The sequence below is a fragment of the Actinocrispum wychmicini genome (assembly GCF_004345645.1).
GTDB lineage: Bacteria > Actinomycetota > Actinomycetes > Mycobacteriales > Pseudonocardiaceae > Kibdelosporangium > Kibdelosporangium wychmicini.
Genome location: NZ_SLWS01000003.1, coordinates 68,403 through 86,766 on the forward strand (window position 1 = coordinate 68,403; position 18,364 = coordinate 86,766).

The 18,364-nt window shown below is 68.2% G+C and carries 19 protein-coding genes; 10 read left to right on the top strand and 9 right to left on the bottom strand.

Translation table 11 applies throughout. The features are described from left to right. Positions 1–9 precede the first annotated feature (9 nt). A complete protein-coding gene (locus EV192_RS55745; RefSeq protein ID WP_132115517.1) occupies positions 10–765 on the bottom strand; it encodes an ABC transporter permease in 756 nt (251 codons plus the stop codon). A gap of 135 nt (positions 766–900) precedes the next feature. Between EV192_RS55745 and EV192_RS14715 the strand changes: the two genes are divergently transcribed. The 4 genes from EV192_RS14715 to EV192_RS14730 all read left to right on the top strand — a co-directional run bounded on the left by EV192_RS14715 (position 901) and on the right by EV192_RS14730 (position 7,114). Next, positions 901–1,920, top strand: a complete 1,020-nt coding sequence (locus EV192_RS14715) for a right-handed parallel beta-helix repeat-containing protein (RefSeq protein WP_132115518.1) — start codon at positions 901–903, stop codon at positions 1,918–1,920. A 163-nt stretch (positions 1,921–2,083) separates the two neighbouring features. Next, a complete protein-coding gene (locus tag EV192_RS14720) occupies positions 2,084–4,156 on the top strand; it encodes a hypothetical protein (RefSeq protein WP_132115519.1) in 2,073 nt (690 codons plus the stop codon). Continuing rightward, the gene (locus tag EV192_RS14725) at positions 4,153–5,181 is read left to right on the top strand and encodes a Fic family protein (RefSeq protein WP_132115520.1); all 1,029 of its coding nucleotides are present in this window, start codon (positions 4,153–4,155) and stop codon (positions 5,179–5,181) included. The genes EV192_RS14720 and EV192_RS14725 overlap by 4 nt, the downstream gene beginning before the upstream one ends. A gap of 280 nt (positions 5,182–5,461) precedes the next feature. Then, a complete protein-coding gene (locus tag EV192_RS14730; protein ID WP_132115521.1) occupies positions 5,462–7,114 on the top strand; it encodes a S53 family peptidase in 1,653 nt (550 codons plus the stop codon). A 50-nt stretch (positions 7,115–7,164) separates the two neighbouring features. On the opposite strand, the gene EV192_RS14735 is transcribed toward EV192_RS14730, so the two are convergent. After that, entirely contained in the window at positions 7,165–7,710 is a 546-nt protein-coding gene (locus EV192_RS14735) for a TetR/AcrR family transcriptional regulator (protein ID WP_132115522.1), read from the bottom strand. Positions 7,711–7,751: 41 nt separating this feature from the next. On the opposite strand from EV192_RS14735, the gene EV192_RS14740 reads away from it, so the two are divergent. The 3 genes from EV192_RS14740 (at position 7,752) to EV192_RS14750 (ending at position 12,189) form a co-directional block, all read left to right on the top strand. Continuing rightward, the gene (locus EV192_RS14740) at positions 7,752–8,501 is read left to right on the top strand and encodes an SDR family oxidoreductase (RefSeq protein WP_132115523.1); all 750 of its coding nucleotides are present in this window, start codon (positions 7,752–7,754) and stop codon (positions 8,499–8,501) included. 76 nt (positions 8,502–8,577) lie between these two features. Continuing rightward, positions 8,578–10,131 carry an amidase gene (locus EV192_RS14745; RefSeq protein WP_424923357.1) on the top strand — a complete coding sequence of 518 codons (1,554 nt, stop codon included), beginning with the start codon at positions 8,578–8,580 and terminating at the stop codon, positions 10,129–10,131. A 132-nt stretch (positions 10,132–10,263) separates the two neighbouring features. Then, positions 10,264–12,189: a glycosyl hydrolase family 28-related protein gene (locus EV192_RS14750; protein WP_207926056.1), complete on the top strand. Its 1,926-nt coding sequence runs from the start codon at positions 10,264–10,266 to the stop codon at positions 12,187–12,189. Here the strand turns inward: EV192_RS14750 and EV192_RS14755 are convergent. From EV192_RS14755 to EV192_RS14765, 3 genes are read right to left on the bottom strand one after another with little or no spacing between them, the layout of a single operon-like run. After that, positions 12,178–13,401, bottom strand: a complete 1,224-nt coding sequence (locus tag EV192_RS14755; protein ID WP_132115528.1) for an RNA polymerase sigma factor — start codon at positions 13,399–13,401, stop codon at positions 12,178–12,180. The two genes, EV192_RS14750 and EV192_RS14755, sit on opposite strands and share 12 nt — an antisense overlap. 1 nt (position 13,402) lies before the next feature. Further along, the gene (locus EV192_RS14760; protein ID WP_132115530.1) at positions 13,403–13,705 is read right to left on the bottom strand and encodes a YciI family protein; all 303 of its coding nucleotides are present in this window, start codon (positions 13,703–13,705) and stop codon (positions 13,403–13,405) included. Beyond that, positions 13,702–14,082: a YciI family protein gene (locus EV192_RS14765; RefSeq protein ID WP_132115532.1), complete on the bottom strand. Its 381-nt coding sequence runs from the start codon at positions 14,080–14,082 to the stop codon at positions 13,702–13,704. Before EV192_RS14765 ends, EV192_RS14760 begins: the two co-directional genes overlap by 4 nt. A 223-nt stretch (positions 14,083–14,305) precedes the next feature. On the opposite strand from EV192_RS14765, the gene EV192_RS14770 reads away from it, so the two are divergent. Genes EV192_RS14770 through EV192_RS56810 form a run of 3 tightly spaced genes read left to right on the top strand, consistent with a single transcriptional unit; the run spans position 14,306 to position 15,196 of the window. Beyond that, positions 14,306–14,542 carry a hypothetical protein gene (locus EV192_RS14770; RefSeq protein ID WP_132115534.1) on the top strand — a complete coding sequence of 79 codons (237 nt, stop codon included), beginning with the start codon at positions 14,306–14,308 and terminating at the stop codon, positions 14,540–14,542. A gap of 5 nt (positions 14,543–14,547) precedes the next feature. Further along, positions 14,548–15,051 carry a GNAT family N-acetyltransferase gene (locus tag EV192_RS14775; RefSeq protein ID WP_132115536.1) on the top strand — a complete coding sequence of 168 codons (504 nt, stop codon included), beginning with the start codon at positions 14,548–14,550 and terminating at the stop codon, positions 15,049–15,051. A 22-nt stretch (positions 15,052–15,073) separates the two neighbouring features. Further along, positions 15,074–15,196, top strand: coding sequence for a hypothetical protein (locus EV192_RS56810; protein ID WP_279493354.1), 123 nt, complete (start codon positions 15,074–15,076; stop codon positions 15,194–15,196). Here the strand turns inward: EV192_RS56810 and EV192_RS14780 are convergent. The 4 genes from EV192_RS14780 to EV192_RS14795 all read right to left on the bottom strand — a co-directional run bounded on the left by EV192_RS14780 (position 15,189) and on the right by EV192_RS14795 (position 18,340). Beyond that, positions 15,189–15,830, bottom strand: a complete 642-nt coding sequence (locus tag EV192_RS14780) for a GntR family transcriptional regulator (RefSeq protein ID WP_132115538.1) — start codon at positions 15,828–15,830, stop codon at positions 15,189–15,191. The two genes, EV192_RS56810 and EV192_RS14780, sit on opposite strands and share 8 nt — an antisense overlap. Beyond that, positions 15,827–16,327 carry a VOC family protein gene (locus tag EV192_RS14785; RefSeq protein WP_132115540.1) on the bottom strand — a complete coding sequence of 167 codons (501 nt, stop codon included), beginning with the start codon at positions 16,325–16,327 and terminating at the stop codon, positions 15,827–15,829. Before EV192_RS14785 ends, EV192_RS14780 begins: the two co-directional genes overlap by 4 nt. 72 nt (positions 16,328–16,399) lie before the next feature. Further along, on the bottom strand, positions 16,400–17,863 hold the full coding sequence (locus EV192_RS14790; protein WP_132115542.1) for an aldehyde dehydrogenase family protein: 1,464 nt from the start codon (positions 17,861–17,863) through the stop codon (positions 16,400–16,402). A gap of 9 nt (positions 17,864–17,872) precedes the next feature. Next, on the bottom strand, positions 17,873–18,340 hold the full coding sequence (locus EV192_RS14795) for a VOC family protein (protein WP_132115544.1): 468 nt from the start codon (positions 18,338–18,340) through the stop codon (positions 17,873–17,875). Between the last annotated feature and the right edge of the window lie 24 nt (positions 18,341–18,364).

Here is an 18,364-nt window from a genome sequence, read left to right on the forward strand (position 1 = left end):
CATCACGTCCTACGAGGAGCTGTACACCACGGGGATTCTTTCACGTGCAACGAGTTCCACCACGACGACCACCGCGACCGCTTCGACCACGAGCAACGAGATGAGCACCACGAGCTGGGTGGCGCCGGCTTGGAGCGGTGACGCCCCGCCAAGCAGGACGCCCACGAACGCGCCCGGCAACGTCACCAGCCCGACGGTGCGTGTCTGATCCAACGCGGGCACCAGCGCGCTACCTGCTGACGGACGGCAGATCAGCAAGGCGGCGTCGCGGGGGAGCAGGCCCAGTGCCAACGCGGCCTCGTATTCGCCGCGGCGGGCACGCAGTTCGTCCAGGGCGCGGCGACCGGCCAATGTGGTCGCCGTCATCGCGCCGCCGATGAGTATTCCAGCAATCGGAACGATCGCGACCGGAGTCACTGGGACCAGCCCGGAGCCGACGAGCATCGCCAGCACTGGCGCGACGCCGGCACCGATCGCGGTGCCGGCCCACCGCGCGTGTGTCCACCGGCCGAGCCGACGGCCGGACGTGAGGCCGGCGATGCCGAACATCACCGCGACGAACAGGACCGTCAGCCCACCCGACCGCAGCACGGCGGTGATGACCAGCGACACGACCGTCAGCTGGATCGCGGCCCGCGCGCTCGCGGTCAGGACGGCATGCCACGTGCCGATCTTGCCGAGCCAGACGACCACCGCGCCCGCACCCGCCAGCAAGACCAGGACGACGGCGAGCAGTGGTCCGACAGCGATCGTTCCGTTGTTCACACGCACATCTTGGCTGGTGTCGCTGAAAGGGATACGATAAAGCAGCGTTCACAAGTGTGTCATCTGTTCATACTCGTGAACGACCGCCGCCTGAGCCGCCAAACCGGATTCCGTACTCATGGGAAGGAACCGACCATGACCAGGCTCAGGCATGCAGCCGTCTATGCCTGCGCGATGGGGCTGATCTTCATCTCCGCGCACACCGCCCACGCCTCGACGACCTACCAGGTCAGCACCGCGGCGCAGCTCAAGGCGGCCCTCGCGGCCGTCAATCCCGGCGACACCATCAACCTGGCCAACGGAAACTATGCCGGCCAGTTCGTGGCGACGCGACCAGGCACGGCATCCGCCCCGATCACGCTCACCGGCGGCCCGTCCGCGGTGCTGAGCGACCCCCTCTTCAACCCCGGCGACACCGACTGCCCCTCCGGCCAGACCGGCTACGGCCTGTGGCTGCAGGGCGCGAACTACTGGAACCTCAAGGGGTTCACGGTGACGAAGGCCAAGAAGGGGATCGTGCTGGACAGCTCCCAGCACGTCACCGTTGACGGCGTGACTGTCCACGACGTCGGCTACGAAGGCGTGCATTTCCGTAAGAGCAGTGCCTTCGGGGTGATCAAGAACTCCACCGTCTACAACACCGGCTTGGAACAGCCTGGCTTCGGCGAGGGTGTCTACATCGGATCCGCCAACAGCAACTGGGAGTGCTTCGGCACCGGCGGCGGCCCGGACGCCGGGAACTTCGTCCAGGTGCTGGACAACAAGATCGGTCCGGGCGTGGCGGCCGAGGGGGTGGACATCAAGGAAGGCACCCACGACGGCCTGATCGCCGGCAACATATTCGACGGCACCGGCGAGAAGAACCAGAACTCCGGTGACTCGGTGATCGACGCGAAGGGCAACAACTACACCATCACCGGCAACACGGCCAAGAACGCCTTCCTGGACACGTTCCAGGTGCACAACGTCTACACCGGCAACGGCTGCGGCAACATCTTCAGCAAGAACACGCTGACGGTCACCAACGCCAACGGCTACGGCATCAACGTCACCGACCAGAGTTCCTGCTCGGCAAACCCGAACAAGGTCGGCGCCTCCAACAAGAGCACCGGCGGCAAGGGACTCACCAAGATCCCGCTCACCCCTGGTCTCTGAGTCCCTACCCGGTGGCGGCGGGGCGGGACAAGCCCCGTCGCCGGAACAGACCAAGCCACTGGGGGCCGTCCGGGTGAACCGGCGGCACCCTTGTGGACAGGTGGGATGGCGACGGGCACCGTCAGGCCATTGCCGATGGCGGGCGGTGCCCTGGGAGGCCGAAATGGCTGTGGCGTCTGACGAATCCCTGTTCATCAGCTACGTGATCGACGCCGATCCCGCGCTGCCGCCGGGCACGCTCGCGTATTCGGTGACCGCACCGGCCGGCGACAGCCGCTTTTTCCTTGCCGGGCTGCGTGACCACGCCGACTTCGAGGTCTCCGGGATGGCCGTGGGCGTCGCCCGTACGACGGACTCCTCACCGCTGTCGTTGCGGTCGTTCCCCGGCAATGGGCTGGACCTGCACGTCAACTACCAGGACAGCGGCCAGCCGAACACCGTTGTGCCGCTGCGATTCCAGGACGACGTGTCGAAGGTGTTGGACCGCAGGCGGATCAAGGTCACCATATCGTCGCAGCGGATCCCGATGCCCACTGCATCGCCCGTGCAGCCGTTGGTGGCGCTGGATCCTGGCGGCGCGCCGGTCGTGCTGAGCTACGACGTGCCGGAACCCACGTCCTACCGGGGAAAGCAGATCGTCGAGCTGGACTTCCCCGCCGACGTGTTCGCCGCCAAGCCCGCCGAGGAGGAGCCGGTGAGAGGGACCACGACGCCGATCCGGCCGGCCGCCCGAAATCTGAACGACCTGCTGGTCGACGGCGACGCGGCGATCGGCTATGCCGAGGACAGCCTCCTCTACGGCGACCAGAAGCCACAGCGGGTGACCGAGGACGCCAAGGTCCTTGACGCGTTCCGGACGGCCAAGACCACCGGATACCTGAACCCGGCCGCGTTTCCTGGTGTCCGCGTCGGTCGGGACGCCCATGGGATGCAGGCGGTGAAAACGGCGCTGCAGAACCTGTCCGAGGACACCGTGGTCACCCTGACGAAGGCCGGCAACCGGTTGGTTGTCTACCGCGACACCGGTGGGAAGCTGTCGTACAAGTTCCTCCCGACGCCGGTGCGCCGCACACCTTCGCTGCTGCTCGTCGAGTACTACCGGCTGTCGTCGTTCCCCGCGCGTTATGGAGCCGGGCGGACGATCAAGACGTTCTCCCTGCTGCCCGGCGAGAAGACCACGATCCGGGTGAGGACGTACAAACGCAGCACGGTGACGATGAAGGAGACATCGTCCATTCTGGACTCGGTGACCACCGAGACGGAGAGCGAGTTCGAACGGACCGTGCTGGCCGAGCAGAGCAACCAGGACGCTACCAGCCGCAGCCTGGAGTACCACGCCGAGGCTCAGGCCGAAGGGCGGGCGACCTGGGGCTGGGGATCGGCCAGCGTGCGGGTCGAAGGTGGCGTCGCGGGCGCGATGAACACGTCCCGTGCCGAGTTCGCCAAGAACCTGTCCAACGCGGTGTCGCAGAACGCCGCCCGCGCCTCGTCCCGGCGGGACGTGCAGATCGACACCAGCCTGGACATGGTCCGGGAGGAACGCGAGGAGCTGGCGGTCGAACGGGAGCTGGAGAACATCAACCTGTCCCGGACGCTCAACTTCGTCTTCCGGCAGATGAACCAGGAGTTCGTCACCCTGCTGCACCTGGTCGACCTGCGGGTGGCGTTCTTCAACGGGTACGCCGAGTCGCGCACCGAGGTGCCGCTGCACCAGCTAGACCAGTTGCTGGGGACGTTCGTGACGAAGGAGAAGCGTGAGTCGGTCCGCGCCCAGGTGCTGGCCGCGGTGTCCGCGATCACCGACCACACCGGCGCGCAGGCGACCAAGTTCGTCGAACCCGTGCCGAATTCGGCGGTGACGGGCAGCATGCGGGTCAACCCCGGCTACCGCTCGTACTACCGGGTCGCGCCGAACTCGGCCGCGGTCTCCGTGCCGGGGGTGATCGTCGCCGCCGACCAGAACGTCATGCGCACCGACGGAATCGTCGTCGACTCGTTCCTCGGCCTGGGCACCGCGCTCGACGAGTACTCGAACGGCCTGCAGGACGAGGCGGTGCGGGAGCGTCGGATCGAGAACGACCGCAAGCAGGCGGAAGTCGACCGGGTGCGGCTGGCGTTGAAGCTCGCCGAGAGCGGGGACGCGGCCGCGGTCAGCCGGTTCGAGACGTTGTTCCCGGTGCCGGACATGGTCAACCAGATCGATCACGCGTCGATCAACGGTCCCGACGAGTCATGACGAGTGCCGAAGGTGAGTCGCCGAGGAACGCGCTGTCAATGGGATCCCGGCTGCGGAACACGAAAGCCCTGGGGTTCAAGCTGAAGCTGGATGCTCTGCGCGGCACCGAGCCGGAGTCCGTCCCGGCGCCGAGGAAACGTGGCGAAGGCGTCGACGAGGCCGCGATCGCCAACGCCGAGACAAAGCTGGCCGATCAGATGCGCCGCCATCCCGAATACCGCGGGTTCCCCGAACGCGAGTCGTGGAAGCTGGTGATGGACGGCAACAAGCACCTCGCGCCGCCGGGCACGACGAAACTGACCCAGGTGAAGTACCGGTTCGAGAACGAGCACGGCTACCTGGTCGCCATGCTGGGTGCCCTGACGGCGATGCTCGCCGACGTCGACCGCCCGTTGACCTGCCGGTACTACGAGCACTTGCACGATCTCTGCGTCGACAACGTGTACAACACCCGTGGCGTGCTGATGAGCAAGGGATATCGGGGCAGCACGTCCGGTGGCACCGTGCGGTTCGGCGTCCGGCCCGGCCAGACGTGGAGTCAGGAAGGGTACGACGAACTCAAGGCCAAGTTCGCCGCGCGGGCAAGCGATCCGCCGAGACACCGCCGCGGCAATCCGGTGGGCAAGAGGATGGACAGCGACCCGGCGATGATGGCCGGGCCTACTGTCGAGAACAAGCAGGTGGTCATCGCACCCGTGGACCCGTTCACGGCGTCCGGCTATGTCGAGGACATCCTGGCCGCGTACGAACACGACATCGCGTCGCTCGGCGTGCCACCGGCGAACTCGGACCAGCGGATCACCGCGATCGCGCGGTGCTGCCAGGATCTCGACCAGATCCACGTGTTCTCCGACGGGAACATCAGGACTGTCGTGTTCGTCGTGCTGACCAAGCTGTTGCTGCAGAACAAGTTGTCGCCCGCCGTGCTGATGGAGCCGAACCTGCTGGACTGCATGAGCGTCCAGCAGATCACCGCGGCCATCAAGGCCGGCCAAGACTACTTCACCCGGCTCCGCGGTCGTTAGGTCATCCGTAGCGACATCGACATATGGCGATATGACGGCTTTGTGACAGCGGTGTGAACGGGGATGTCCGGGATGATTCGGGCAATCTGGAATTCTGCCCGAATATGCGCGGTCGCTATAACACGGCGCTATCACACGACGACCTTGTCGCGACCGAAAAGTGGGATGAAGGCAACCCCCGACAAAAGTAGGTTCCGGGTGCGAACGTGCCTTCTTATGCTGCGTGGACAGGCATCCGCGCGTCGTCGCCGTGCCTGTATCCCTGCTGAGAGGAAATCCCATGCGCTTGCGCAGGTTCGCCGCGGCCATCGCGCCACTGTCGGCGATAACACTCATTATCGGTACAGTTCCCGCTCAAGCGTCGGCCGAGCCGTTGGTCGCGCTCGCCGACAACGCGGCCCCGCTGGTGGACAGCAGCCGTACCGGTGACGCCGGGGCGGACCAGCCGATCACCGCCGCGCTGTCGCTGAAATTGCACAACGAGGGCGCTTTGGAAAGGTTCCTCGCCGACGTTCAGAACCCGGCGTCGCCGCAATACCGGCACTTCCTCACGCCGAATCAGTTCAGCGAGGCGTTCGGACCGACCCAGGCCGACGTGGATACCGCGATGTCGTTCCTCAAGCAGAGCGGTGCCACCGGCATCGAGGTTTCCGGCAACCGTCAGGCGATCACGTTCGCCCTGTCCACCGGACAGGCACAATCCGCCTTCCACACCCGGATCGGGCGCTATCACGACAACGCCAACGGCCGTGACTTCTACGCCAACGACAGCGTGCCCGCCCTGCCCGCCGCTGTGTCGGCCGTGGTCGCCAATGTCGTCGGTTTGGACAATCATGCCGTCCGCAAGCACTACGCGGTGAAGAACACGGCCGACCCGAGGGTGGTCAAGGCTGTCACTCCGGTGATCCTGAAGTCCGCGTACGGCGTCACCGCCGCGCAGGGCACGGGCAGTGGCGTGAACGTCGGCTTCGTCGAGTTCGACGGCTACCAGAAGTCGAACATCACCCAGTACGACAGCACGAACGGCCTGTCGGCGGGTTCGGTGACCACGGTGTCGGTGAGCGGCGCCAACTTCGACTTGAACCCGGGTGGCGGCCAGATCGAGGTCGAACTGGACGTCGAGGTCGTGCACGCGCTCGCCGCGGCCGCCAACGACTTCGTCTACGAGGCGCCCAACTCCAGCGCGGGCGAACTCGCGATGTACCAACAGATCGCGTCCGAGGCACGAGTGAGCGTCATGTCGGTGTCCTGGGGCTCGTGTGAGCCGGCCGAGGGCGCCAGCCAGGCCAGGAGCGTGAACAACGCGCTCGCAACCGGTGCCGCCGAAGGCATTTCCTACTTCGTGGCGGCCGGCGACGACGGCACGACCGACTGCGCACGGCAGACCGGCAGCCTCGCCAGGACCGTGGACTTCCCGGCGTCCAGCCCGAACGTGACCGCGGTCGGCGGCACCAGGCTGAACGTGACCTCGGCCAACGCGTACCAGTCCGAGTCCACCTGGAACGACGGCAGCTCGGGCGGATCCACCGGCGGCGGCATCTCGACGATCTTCAACGCGCCGTCCTACCAGTCCGCGCAGAGCACCACCAGGCGCAAGGTGCCGGACGTGTCGGCCGACGCCAGCCCGTCCTCCGGCTACCGGATCTTCTCCGCCGGCCAGTTCGTCACCGTGGGCGGCACGTCCGGCGCGGCGCCGCTGTGGGCGGGGTTCGCCACGCTGCAGAACGCCCGGCACGGCGGCAAGCTGGGCAACCTGAACCCGACCTTCTACAGCATCGGCAACGGTTCGACGTACACCACTGGCTTCCACGACATCACCACCGGGAACAACAGCTTCAACGGTGTCACCGGCTTCACCGCCGCCACCGGCTACGACCAGACCACCGGCTGGGGCTCGTTCAAGAGCGCGGCACTGGCCGGCCTGATCGGCTGACTCGTTTCACCCCTGGGCCTGATCTCGTTGCTACGCAACGAGATCAGGCCCTACCAGCCGGCCTGGACCGCGCCGCGGACCCGGTCGGGCTGCTCACAGGCGAGCAGGTCCAGCAGTAGACCGCGGATCAGGGCCAGTGCTCGGGTGGCGTTGGCCTCCGCCTCGGGCAACGGCGTTCCCGGCTGGGCCTGGACCAGCAGATCCAGCCAGTCGCGCACGGCGTCGCCGGCGAACCCCGCCCAGGGGCCGGGATCGCTGCTCAACGACAGCAGGAACGCCTCGTAGGTCAGCCGGACCGTCGGCCGTTGCTCGGGCGCGGACAACCACATCCAGAGTCGTTCGACAAGCACCTGGAACCCGCTGACGGGGGCGGTGTTCGGGTCGAGGACCGCCGTCACCATCCGGACCTGGTCCCGTCGCGCCCGCGCGAGCAGTTCGCGGACCAGGCCGTCCTTGCTGCCGAACAGGTACAGCAGCACTCGGGGGCTGGATCCGGCGGCGGCGGCCAGCGGCCGCAACGACAGTCCGATCAGCCCGTGCTCCAGCACGTACCGGTAGCAGGCGTCGAGCAGTTCAGTCCGCCGTGGCGAGGGCATGGGCTACCCTAACTGAAACGACTGTTTCAGTGGGAGCGGGCATGGACTTCTCACTCGCCGGGCGAACGGCCCTGGTCACCGGCTCGGTCCGGGGCCTGGGCCTGGAGATGGCCCGCGGCCTGGGGCGTGCGGGCGCGCACGTGGTGCTCAACGGAAGGGACGCCACCACGCTGGCGAACGCGACCGCGCGGCTGCGCGACGAGGGCCTGGACGCGGACATGGCCGTGTTCGACGTCACCGACCTGGCCGCGGCGCGGGCGGCCGTGGCCGCGGTGGGTCGGATCGACGTGCTGGTGAACAACGTCGGTCAACGGGACCGGCGCGGGATGGCCGAGCTGACACCGGCGGACCTGGCCCGGATGCTCCAGATCCACGTCACGTCCGCGTACGCGCTGAGCCGGACCGTCGCCGCCGACCTGGTCGAGCGCGGGGCGCCCGGCAGGATCATCAACGTCTCGTCGGTCTCCGGCCAGCTCGGCCGGCCGGGGGACGTCGCGTACGCCACGGTCAAGGCCGGCCTGGACGGTCTGACCCGGGCTTTGGCCGCCGACCTCGGCCGGCGGCGGATCACCGTCAACTCGGTGGCGCCGGGCACGTTCGCGACCGAGGTGAACGCCCAGTTCGCGAACGATCCACAGTGGACGGACTGGCTGCGGTCGCGGACCGCGCTCGGCCGCTGGGGTCGGCCCGAGGAGATCGCCGGTGTCGTGGTGTTCCTGGCCGGCGACACCGCGTCCTTCGTGACCGGCCAGACCATCGCCGTCGACGGCGGGATGACCACGACGTTCTGACCGTGCCGCCCACGCAACCCTACGAACGAGGGTTGATTCGATCACCGCTGGAGAGTCGCATGCCCTCATGTCACGGATGCGTTTGCCTGTTGTGCTCCTCGCCGTGGCCGCCTTCGTCGCTTCGCCGTTGCCGGCGTGGGCGGACAATGACGCCGTGTTAGGTTTCGACCTGGACTCGGCCACTATTCCCGAACTACAGCACCGGATGGACCAGGGCCGGCTCTCGTCGGTCCGGCTGACCGCCGCGTACCTGGCCAGGATCGCCAGGGTGGACGGCAAGATCCATTCGGTGATCGCGCTGAACTCGCGGGCGCTCGCCGACGCCGCGGCCAGTGACGCCCGCAGGCGGCACGGCCGGACGCTCGGCCAGCTCGACGGGATTCCGGTGCTGCTCAAGGACAACGTCGACACCCACCGGATGCCGGCCACCGCCGGGTCCCGGGCGCTGGCCGCGACCCCGCCGACGAACGACGCCACCCTGGTCACCCGGCTGGAGCGCGGCGGCGCGGTGATCCTCGGCAAGACGAACCTGTCGGAATGGGCGAACTTCCGCTCGACCCGCTCGACGTCCGGTTGGTCCGGTGTGGGCGGACAGACGAACAACCCGTACGTGCTGGACCGCAACCCGTGCGGCTCGTCGTCCGGGTCGGGCGCGGCGATCGCGGCCACCCTGGCCCAGGTGGCGATCGGCACCGAGACCGACGGGTCGATCGTGTGCCCGTCCGGGCAGAACGACATCGTCGGGCACAAGCCGACGCTTGGCCTGGTCAGCCGGACCGGTGTGGTGCCGATCTCGGCCGAACAGGACACCCCCGGCCCGATGACGCGGCACGTCGTGGACGCCGCGATCACCCTGTCCGTCCTGCAGGGACGCGACCGCTCCGACCCGGCGACGTTGCGGATTCCCCGCGACCAGCCGCAGGACTACGCGGCGCTGTTGCGGCCGGACGCCCTGCGCGGCGCCAGGATCGGCGTGTGGCGCCAGGCCGGGGCCGACGCGGACGTCGACCGGGTGGTGAACGACGCGGTGGCGACGTTGAAGTCCAAGGGCGCGACCGTGGTCGATGTGGACCTGCCGTTCCAGGACGCGGTGAACCAGAACGAGCTGCCCGCGCTGCTCACCGAGTTCCGCCGGGACCTGAACACGTACCTGGCGAACCGCCCGGGCCGGCCGAACACCCTCAAGGACCTGATCGCCTTCAACAAGGCGGACCCGGTCGAGCTGTCCAAGTTCGGCCAGGAGCTGTTCGAGCAGGCCGAGGCCGCCCCGCCGCCGACCGACCCGGGGTACCTGAAGGCCCGTGAGACCGCCACGTCCAGCGCCAAGCACTCGATCGACGACACGCTGGCCAAGTTCCACCTGGACGCGATCGTGTCGCCGACGAACAGCCCGGCGTGGAAGACCGACTACGCGAAGGGCGATGCGTTCGTCCTCGGCTCGTCGACACCCGCCGCCGTGGCCGGCTACCCGAACATCTCGGTGCCCGCCGGGTTCGCCGGCCCGCTGCCGATCGGGCTGTCGTTCTTCGCCGGTCAGTGGTCCGACGCCAAGGTACTGGCGTTCGGCGCCGCGTTCGAACGGGCCGCACCCGCCCGCCGGATCCCGCAGTTCATCCCATCAATTGGCTAGGCTCGGCTAGGTGAGCAACACTTCGACAGAAACATGAAAACTTAGTGCAAACGGTCGATTCTGCGACACAACACCTTGTCGGGTTCTGGACGGCGGCCTATGGTCGCCTCACTCCGGCCCGAGAGGAACGACATGTCCGCAAGGTGGGTCGCGCTCGCGGTGGCGACGGCGACCGGTCTGGGTGTGCTGACCGGATCGGCGTTCGCCACGGCCGGGCCGGTGGTGACGAGGGCCGCGTTGGATCCCGCGCTGGTGGCGGGACGCGGCGCGGCCGTCGGGTTCGCCGAGCAGGAGGCGGAGAACGCGACGACCGACGGCGTCGTCATCGGCCCGGACCGGACCGCGTACACCCTCGCGAGTGAGGCGTCCGGGCGCCGGGCCGTCCGGCTGGCGCCCGGACAGTGGGTGGAGTTCACGTTGCCGAGCGCGGCCAACGCGATCACCGTGCGGTACAGCATCCCGGACGCACCTACTGGCGGCGGCATCACCGCACCCCTGGACGTGCGGGTGAACGGCCGGCGCCAGGCCGCCTTGACGCTGACGTCCCAGTTCTCGTGGCTCTACAACCAGTACCCGTTCACCAACGACCCGAACGCGGACCTCCTGCACCCGGACTGGTGGACCACCGAGTGTTCCTGCGTGCCGTCGGCCACCACGCCGGCCCCGGTGTTCCCGAAACCGTTCCGCCCCAGCCATTTCTACGACGAGCAACGGCTCATGCTCGACCGCACCTACCGGGCCGGCGACAAGGTCCGGCTGACCGCGCACAATCGTCCTGAGTGGACAGTCATTGACCTGCTCGACTCCCAACTGGTGGACCGGCCGCACTTCGCGCCCGGCGCGTTGAACGTGCAGTGGTTCGGCGCGGACCCGGCTGGCCGGCGTGCGTCGGCGGACGCGTTCGACGCGGCGATCGCAGTCGCCCGGCTGACCCGGCTGAAGGTGTTCGTCCCGCCCGGCACGTTCCGGGTCGACCGGCACGTCATCGTGGACGACGTGACCGTCGAAGGCGCCGGCAGTTGGTACACAGTGGTCAAGGGCCACGGAGTCGGGTTCTACGGCAGGTACGTCGCCGACGGCGGCAGCCGGAACGTGCACCTGTCCGGGTTCGCCATCGAGGGTGACGTCCGCGAACGCGTGGACGACGACCAGGTCAACGGCATCGGCGGCGCGTTGAGCGACTCGACCGTCGACGGCCTGTACGTGCACCACACCAAGGTCGGCATGTGGCTCGACGGGCCGATGACCCGCCTCCGGATCACCGGCAACGTCATCGCCGACCAGATCGCCGACGGCGTCAACTTCCACACCGGTGTCACCAACTCCTTGGTGTCGAACAACTTCATCCGCAACACCGGCGACGACGGCCTGGCCATGTGGTCGGACAAGACGCAGGACGCCGGCAACACGTTCGACCACAACACCGTCCAGACACCGGTGCTGGCGAACGGGATCGCGCTCTACGGCGGCAATGACAACACGGTGTCCGGCAACCTCGTGGCCGACCCGATCCGCGAGGGCAGCGGGCTGCAACTCGGGTCCCGGTTCGGCGCCGAGCCGTTCACCGGGCACGTGTGGATCACCGACAACACCACGGTCCGCGCCGGCGGCTACGAGCTGAACTGGAAGATCGGCCTGGGCGCGCTGTGGATCTACGCGCTGGAGAAGTCCATCGACGCGGACATCGAGGTGGTCGGCGACCGGTTCCTGGACAGCACCTACAACGCCCTGATGCTGGTCAGCGACTTCCCGGTGAAGGACCTGTACTCGATCAGCGGCGTCCACTTCCGGGACATCAAGGTCGACGGCACGGGGACGTCGGTGCTGAGCGCCCGGTCGGCCGGGTCCGCGTCGTTCGAGAACGTGGTGGCCCGCAACGTCGGCGCGGTCCCGGCGAACAACTGCGGCTCGTTCCACTTCACCCCGGCGGGGTCCGAGTTCTCCCTCACCGACCTCGGCGGGAACACCGGCTGGCTGGCGCCTTGGTTGCTGCCCAACACGATCACGTGTGACGACCGGCCGCCGGTCGTGCCGCCCCCACCGCCGTCACCCTGGTGACGGCGTGAGCCGGTCGGCGCGGGCGCGGAGGTAGCGCTGCTCGGGCAGACTCGTGGTGATCCGGGCCGCGACCAGGTAGTTCTCCCGCGCGCCCGCGTCGTCCCCGGCGAGTTCCAACAGGTGGGCGCGGACCGCCGCGAGCCGGTGGTGCCGGGCCATCCGGTCGTCCTTCTCCAGTTCACCGAGCATTGACAGACCGGCGTCCGGACCGTCGGTCTTGGCCACCGCGATCGCGTGGTTCAGAGTGGCCATCGGGTTCGGCGCGATCCGGCAGAGCACCCGGTACAGGAACCGGATCTGGTGCCAGTCGGTGTCTTCCGCGTGCGACGCCTGGACGTGCAGCGACGCGATCGCCGCCTGCAACTGGTACGGACCGAGCGGTGAGCGCAGCATCGCGTTGGTGACCAGCTGGGCGCCTTCTTCGATCATGGTGGCGTCCCACCGGGTCCGGTCCTGCTCGTCCAACGGCACCAGGCCGCCGTCGGCGTCGGTCCGCGCGGCGCGTCGGGCGTCGGTCAGCAGCATCAACGCGAGCAGGCCGGCCACCTCGCCGTCGTCCGGCAGCGACCGGTGCAGCGCGCGGGTGAGACGGACGGCCTCAGCGGCGAGATCAGAGCGGTGCAGGTCCGGGCCGGACGTCGCGGTGTAGCCCTCGTTGAAGATCAGGTAGAGCACGTGCAGGACAGCGCCGAGCCGTTCGGTGAACTCGGTGCCCTCGGGCATGCTGAAGGTCGCGCCGGCGGTACGGATCCGTTGCTTGGCACGGCTGATCCGCGGCCCCATCGTGGCCTCGGGCACCAGGAAGGCGTTGGCGACCTCAGCCGTGGTGAGACCACCGACAGCCCGGAGCGTGAGCGCGACCTGCGACGCCGCGCTCAACGCGGGATGGCAGCACATGAACAACAACGCCAAGGTGTCGTCGCGGTCCGGCGTGACCGGCTCGACCTGCGGCTCCAGACCGGCGACCGACGCCTCGCGCCGGCGCCGGGCCTGCTCGCTGCGAACCTGGTCGACGAGCCGCCGGGACGCGACGGTGACCAGCCAGCCGCGCGGGCTGTCCGGGACACCCTCGACCGGCCACTGGGTGGCGGCCGCGATCAACGCCTCCTGCAGCGCGTCCTCACACGTGCCGAAGTCGTGGTACTTGCGCAGCAAGGTGCCGAGGACCTGCGGCGCCAACTCACGCAGCAGGTCACCGAGATCCTCGGCCACGTCACATCTCCCATCCCGCGGCGACCATCACCGGCCGCACCTCAACCGCGTCGTACCGGGCGGCCGGCATGGTCGCGGCCAGCTCACAGGCACGTTCCCGGTCCTCACAGTCGACCAGGTAGTACGCGACGACCTGAACCGCGGACTCCCGATACGGCCCGTCAGCCACAGTGGTCACGCCATCGCGCACCCGGACCACCGCGCTGGTCGACGCGTCCGCGACCATCTGGGCGTCGACCAACTCACCGGACTCCCACACGACCGGGTCCGCTTGGTCGGTGTACACGTTCAGGAGGAACTTCACACCGGTTCCCCGGACTCGGCACCCCCGGCGAACACCACCGGTCGCACCTCGATGCCCAGACCGTCCACATGGGCGTCCGGGATCAGCGCGGCCAGCTCGAGCGCACGGTCCCGGCTTGCGCACTCCACCAGGTAGTAGCCGCCGAGATACTCCTTGGCCTCAAGGTACGGCCCGTCGGTCACCGCCGGCACGCCATCGCGGACCCGCACGACGGCACTGCTCGTGGGGTCGGCCAACGCGGTCGTCCCGAGCAGTTCGCCGGACTTGCGGACGGTGTCGATGAACCCGCCGTGGCCGTTCATCACCTCTTGGCGCTCGTCCTCGGTCAGCGCGTCCCAGATCGCCGGATTCATGTGCATGACCAGCAGGAACTTCATGACTTCGTCTCCTCGTCCGTGCGCCCCGTCGGCGCCGTTCGATGATGGGTCGGTGCCGGGGACCTGTTCTTGACATCCTCCACGACGAGATCTTCAGCCGGTCCGTCCCACCTCGCAGCGTGCCGAGTGGCTTCACGCTTCGTGCCCGACGCACCTCGGCGACACCCGGGCCACATGGCAGGCGCAGGATCGGGCGCTGGAGCTGGTCGCATCAGGCGACTTCATGGACGAAGCGTTCACCCAGCTTGACCGGGCCATGTGCCTGGCGAAGAACGGTGACACCACAACTGCGGTCGCGCATGCCGCACGCACCCTGTTGAGTCTCACTGATCCGCAACGCCGCGGGATCATCGGTCTGCGAGCACGTCAGATCGTGGAAGCCTTGCCGGTGCAGGATCAGAACTTGGCCGCGGTTCGTGAGCTACATGACCTCTTGACCGACGCCGACCCGAAGGAGTGACGCCGGTGGTTCTCGTGACGCCTGCCAAGATCGAGCACATCGAGACCATCGCCGTGCTGTTGGAGGAGACGGACGCCTTTTACGGCGTTACTGAGTTCGCTCCATTGGAACAACGGGTGCGTCAGGTTCGGGAGGCGTTGTTCGGCGCGGTTCCGGCGGCGCAGTTGCTGCTGGCGTGGGATGAGAACCAGTTGGTTGGCTTGGCCTCGTATTCCTTTCTGTGGCCGGCAGCTGACTTGACCCGTTCGCTGTTCCTCAAAGAGCTGTACGTGTCAAGAACTCACTGGCGGTGCGGCGTCGGCCGCCTTCTGATGCACAGCCTGTTCGAGGCGGCCTTGCAGCACAACTGCAGTCGGGTGGAATGGATGACTGACGAAGACAACGCTGGCGCACGAGAATTCTATGAGACGCTCGGCCTGCCGCGCGACTCGTCCAAGGTCTTCTACCGCATGGAGGGTGAAGCGTTGCGACGGACCTTCGGGGTGTCATCTGACGGCCTGCCTGGCTGACGAGGCGTGGTGCTCGCCGACCGTGACCGGGCCGGCCGACGGCGCCGGCGAGTTGCACATCTCGTTGAACCTCGATACCCCGGTTCCGCCGGACCAGCAGGTGGCGGTGCTCGAAGCGCTCGCCGCCAGGCTCGGCCTCAGCTGAAGACCTCGGGATGTCGCGCGAGTTCCACCCGGGTTCGGCGGATGTGCAGTTCGAGGACGCGTTCGGCGGACCCGTGGTCGCGGTCGCGCAACGCCTCGATCAGCAGCCGGTGTTCGGCGCGGATCACCCAGTTCCGCTGTTCGCCGGCGAGTTGGGTGAACGCGCGGCGGTAGTGCTGGGTGGTGTCCCACAGGCGGGCGACGATCGCGGCGAGTTCCTCGGCGTCGTGGCGGCGGTAGACCGTCCAGTGCAGTTTCCGGTCCAGCGCGAGGAACTCCTCCACGTCGGTGGCTTGTTCGATGCGGTCCTGGATCTCGGTGAGTTCGGCGATGTCGTTGTCGGTCAGGTGTGGTGCCGACTCGGTGAGCAGCAGCGGTTCGAGGCGTTCGCGCATCCGGTACGTCAGGGCGCACTCCCGTATGTCCATTGTGGTCACCCAGGCGCCTTGGTTGGCGCGCAGGGTGATCAGGCCCTGCGCGGCCACGATCCGCAGGGCCTCACGGACCGGGAGCCTGCTGGTGCGCAGTTCCTCGGCCAGCTCGTCCTGGATGATCCGGGTGCCCGGGGCGAGTCGGCCGGTCAGGATCCGGGTTCGGAGCTCCGCGGCGATCCGCTGGCTGGCGACATCGCTCACCGGAAGGCGTCCGGGTGGTGGTCGAACGCCTTGCCGTTCGGATAGGACACCAGCTCGCACTGCATTCCCCACGGCGCCAGGAAATACACCCAGCGCTGGCCCTCGCTCGGTCCTTTGCTGGCGGTCGGCTCGCCCAGTACCCGCAGGCCCCGGCGGCGCAGGTCGGCGACCGCCGCGTCCATGTCCTCGACGTAGAAGGCCAGGTGGTGGCCGCCGACGTCGCTGTTGCGCGGCGGCTCCGTCCGCTGGTCCGGCGCGGCGTACTCGAACACCTCGAAGATGGCCTGGCCGCCGAGCCGGAAGAAGTGCAGCCGCCGCATGACCGCGCGGTCGTGCACGCCGAGGTGCTCGCTCATCCAGGTCCCGTCGTGCTGGTACGGGCCGAGCGTGTACATGTACTCGCAGCCCAGCACGTCCTCGAAGAACGCCCTGGCCTGGGCGAGGTCCGGCACGGTGATGCCGAAGTGGTCCGTTCGGGTCAGCCCCGGGATGGGCATCGAGCCTCCAATGGATCCATTCACCCCACTCGTGAGGCCTATTCTAGGCCAGAGGGGGTCGAATGGATCCATTCAGCGCGGTGGCCAGGTCGGGATCGGCGCCCGGCCGGACGGGAACCGGACGTTCTTGGCGCGGACGAACTCGTGCAGCGTCTCTGCGGAGTTCTCGCGGCCGAACCCGCTGCCCTTGACCCCGCCGAACGGCGAACCCAGGAACGACCGGCGCATGTAGTTGTTGACGAAGATCATCCCGGCCGCCAGGAGTTCGGCGAGCCGGGACGCCCGGAAGTGGTCGGTCGTGACCAACGCGGCGGTCAGGCCGTACGCGGTGCCGTTGGCGATCTCGACGGCCTCGTCGTCGCTGGAGAACACCATGATCGACGCGACCGGCCCGAAGATCTCCTCCTGCGCCACCCGCATCCACGGTTCGACGTCGACCAGGACGGTCGGCGGCACCCAGAAGCCACCCTTCAGCCGGTCGTCCAAAGGAGTCGTGCCCTGGAACGCGATCTTGGCGCCCTCGTCGACCCCGGCGTCGATGTACGCGAGGACCTTGGCCTGCTGCTTGGCGTCGACCATGGGGCCGATGTCGGTGGCCGCGTCGAGCCCGTCACCGACCACGAGTTCGCTCGTCGCCCGCGTGAACCGTTCGACGAACTCGGCGTGCCGGGAGCGATGAACGAGGATGCGCGACGTCGACGTGCACGCCTCGCCCTGGTTGTAGAACGTGCCCTCGATGGCGACGTCGATCGCGACATCCATGTCGGCGTCGTCGAGCACGAGCAACGCGTTCTTCCCGCCGAGTTCGACCGTGGCGTACGTCAGATTCCTGGCCGCGCTCGCCAGGACCTGCTGTCCGGTCGCGGTCGCGCCGGTGAACGTGATCCGCTCGACGGTCGGGTGCCCGGCCAGGAACGCGCCCGCCGGCAGCCCGGCCACGGCGTTCACCACACCCGGCGGCAGCACCTCGTTGGCCAACTCCACCAGCCGCAGCACAGTCAGCGGCGCCTGGTCACCCGGCTTGACTACCACGGTGTTGCCGGCCGCCAACGCGGGCGCGCACTTCTTGGCGAAATGGATGGGCGGCCAGTTGAACGGGAGGATCGCGGCCACCACACCGTACGGCTCGTACGTCACGCGGGCCTCGATCGGCCCCTGGTCCAGCAGGTCGCCGTGCAGGGTGTCGGCCAGGCCGCCGTAGTAGTCGAACCCGGCGGAGCTGAACGAGACGTCGAACCGGAGCGCGTCCCGCCGCGGCTTGCCGACCTCTCTCGCTTCCAGTTCGGCCAACTCGTCCGCGTGCGCCCGGATGACGTCCGCGACCTTGCGCAGCAGGGCGCCACGCTCGCGCGGCGTTCGGCGGCGCCACTCGGCATAGGCTTGGCGGGAGTCCGTGACCGCCTGGTCGACGAGTGCCTCGTCGGCCGCCAAGACGTCCGCGATCTTCCCACCGGTGGCGGGTTCCAGCACCTCGAACCACTCGCCCTGAGCGGGCTCGACCCATTGTCCGCCGACACACGCAGTCCAGGTGGTCATGTCCCGCGACTATATCGGCTGCCACCGGTCGGGGTCGGTGATCGCTTGGCCGTAGCCGGGCTTGTCCGCCTGGTCGATGCCGTGTTCCGCCCAGGTGTACAGATGCAGGGTCACCCCGTCCGGGTCGTCGAAGACCAGCAGCCAGCCGACGGACGCCTCGATGACGGGTGAGTGCTCGATGCCGAGGCTGTCCAGATGCTCCACCCAGGTCTCCAGGTCGTCGCGGCTCTTCACGGCGAAGCTGACCGGGTCGAACCCACGGCTGCCCGCCGCCGCCACGTCGTTGACCCGGAACGCCACCTGTGTCGGCGCCAGTCCCGGGATCTCGCCGACGAACCCTCTGACGACGCCGTCCGCCTCGCGGAACTCCATCGTCGGGCACAGTCCGAACACCTGCCGGTACCACTGCGCCGTCCGCGCCAGATCGGTCACCGGGATCTTGACGTGATGTATCCCGGCCAGCTCACGCGTTGCCATGACCCTCACCTCGAATTCACTGCA

Bases quoted from the DNA above. Each gene is read 5' to 3' on its own strand.
- EV192_RS14730 (WP_132115521.1), top strand. From the start codon at position 5,462: ATGCGCTTGCGCAGGTTCGCCGCGGCCATCGCGCCACTGTCGGCGATA.
- EV192_RS14790 (WP_132115542.1), bottom strand. From the start codon at position 17,863: ATGACCACCTGGACTGCGTGTGTCGGCGGACAATGGGTCGAGCCCGCT.
- EV192_RS14785 (WP_132115540.1), bottom strand. From the start codon at position 16,327: ATGCCCATCCCGGGGCTGACCCGAACGGACCACTTCGGCATCACCGTG.
- EV192_RS14795 (WP_132115544.1), bottom strand. From the start codon at position 18,340: ATGGCAACGCGTGAGCTGGCCGGGATACATCACGTCAAGATCCCGGTG.
- EV192_RS14765 (WP_132115532.1), bottom strand. From the start codon at position 14,082: ATGAAGTTCCTGCTGGTCATGCACATGAATCCGGCGATCTGGGACGCG.
- EV192_RS14740 (WP_132115523.1), top strand. From the start codon at position 7,752: ATGGACTTCTCACTCGCCGGGCGAACGGCCCTGGTCACCGGCTCGGTC.
- EV192_RS14720 (WP_132115519.1), top strand. From the start codon at position 2,084: ATGGCTGTGGCGTCTGACGAATCCCTGTTCATCAGCTACGTGATCGAC.
- EV192_RS14715 (WP_132115518.1), top strand. From the start codon at position 901: ATGACCAGGCTCAGGCATGCAGCCGTCTATGCCTGCGCGATGGGGCTG.
- EV192_RS14745 (WP_424923357.1), top strand. From the start codon at position 8,578: ATGCGTTTGCCTGTTGTGCTCCTCGCCGTGGCCGCCTTCGTCGCTTCG.
- EV192_RS14725 (WP_132115520.1), top strand. From the start codon at position 4,153: ATGACGAGTGCCGAAGGTGAGTCGCCGAGGAACGCGCTGTCAATGGGA.
- EV192_RS14770 (WP_132115534.1), top strand. From the start codon at position 14,306: ATGGACGAAGCGTTCACCCAGCTTGACCGGGCCATGTGCCTGGCGAAG.
- EV192_RS14735 (WP_132115522.1), bottom strand. From the start codon at position 7,710: ATGCCCTCGCCACGGCGGACTGAACTGCTCGACGCCTGCTACCGGTAC.
- EV192_RS14750 (WP_207926056.1), top strand. From the start codon at position 10,264: ATGTCCGCAAGGTGGGTCGCGCTCGCGGTGGCGACGGCGACCGGTCTG.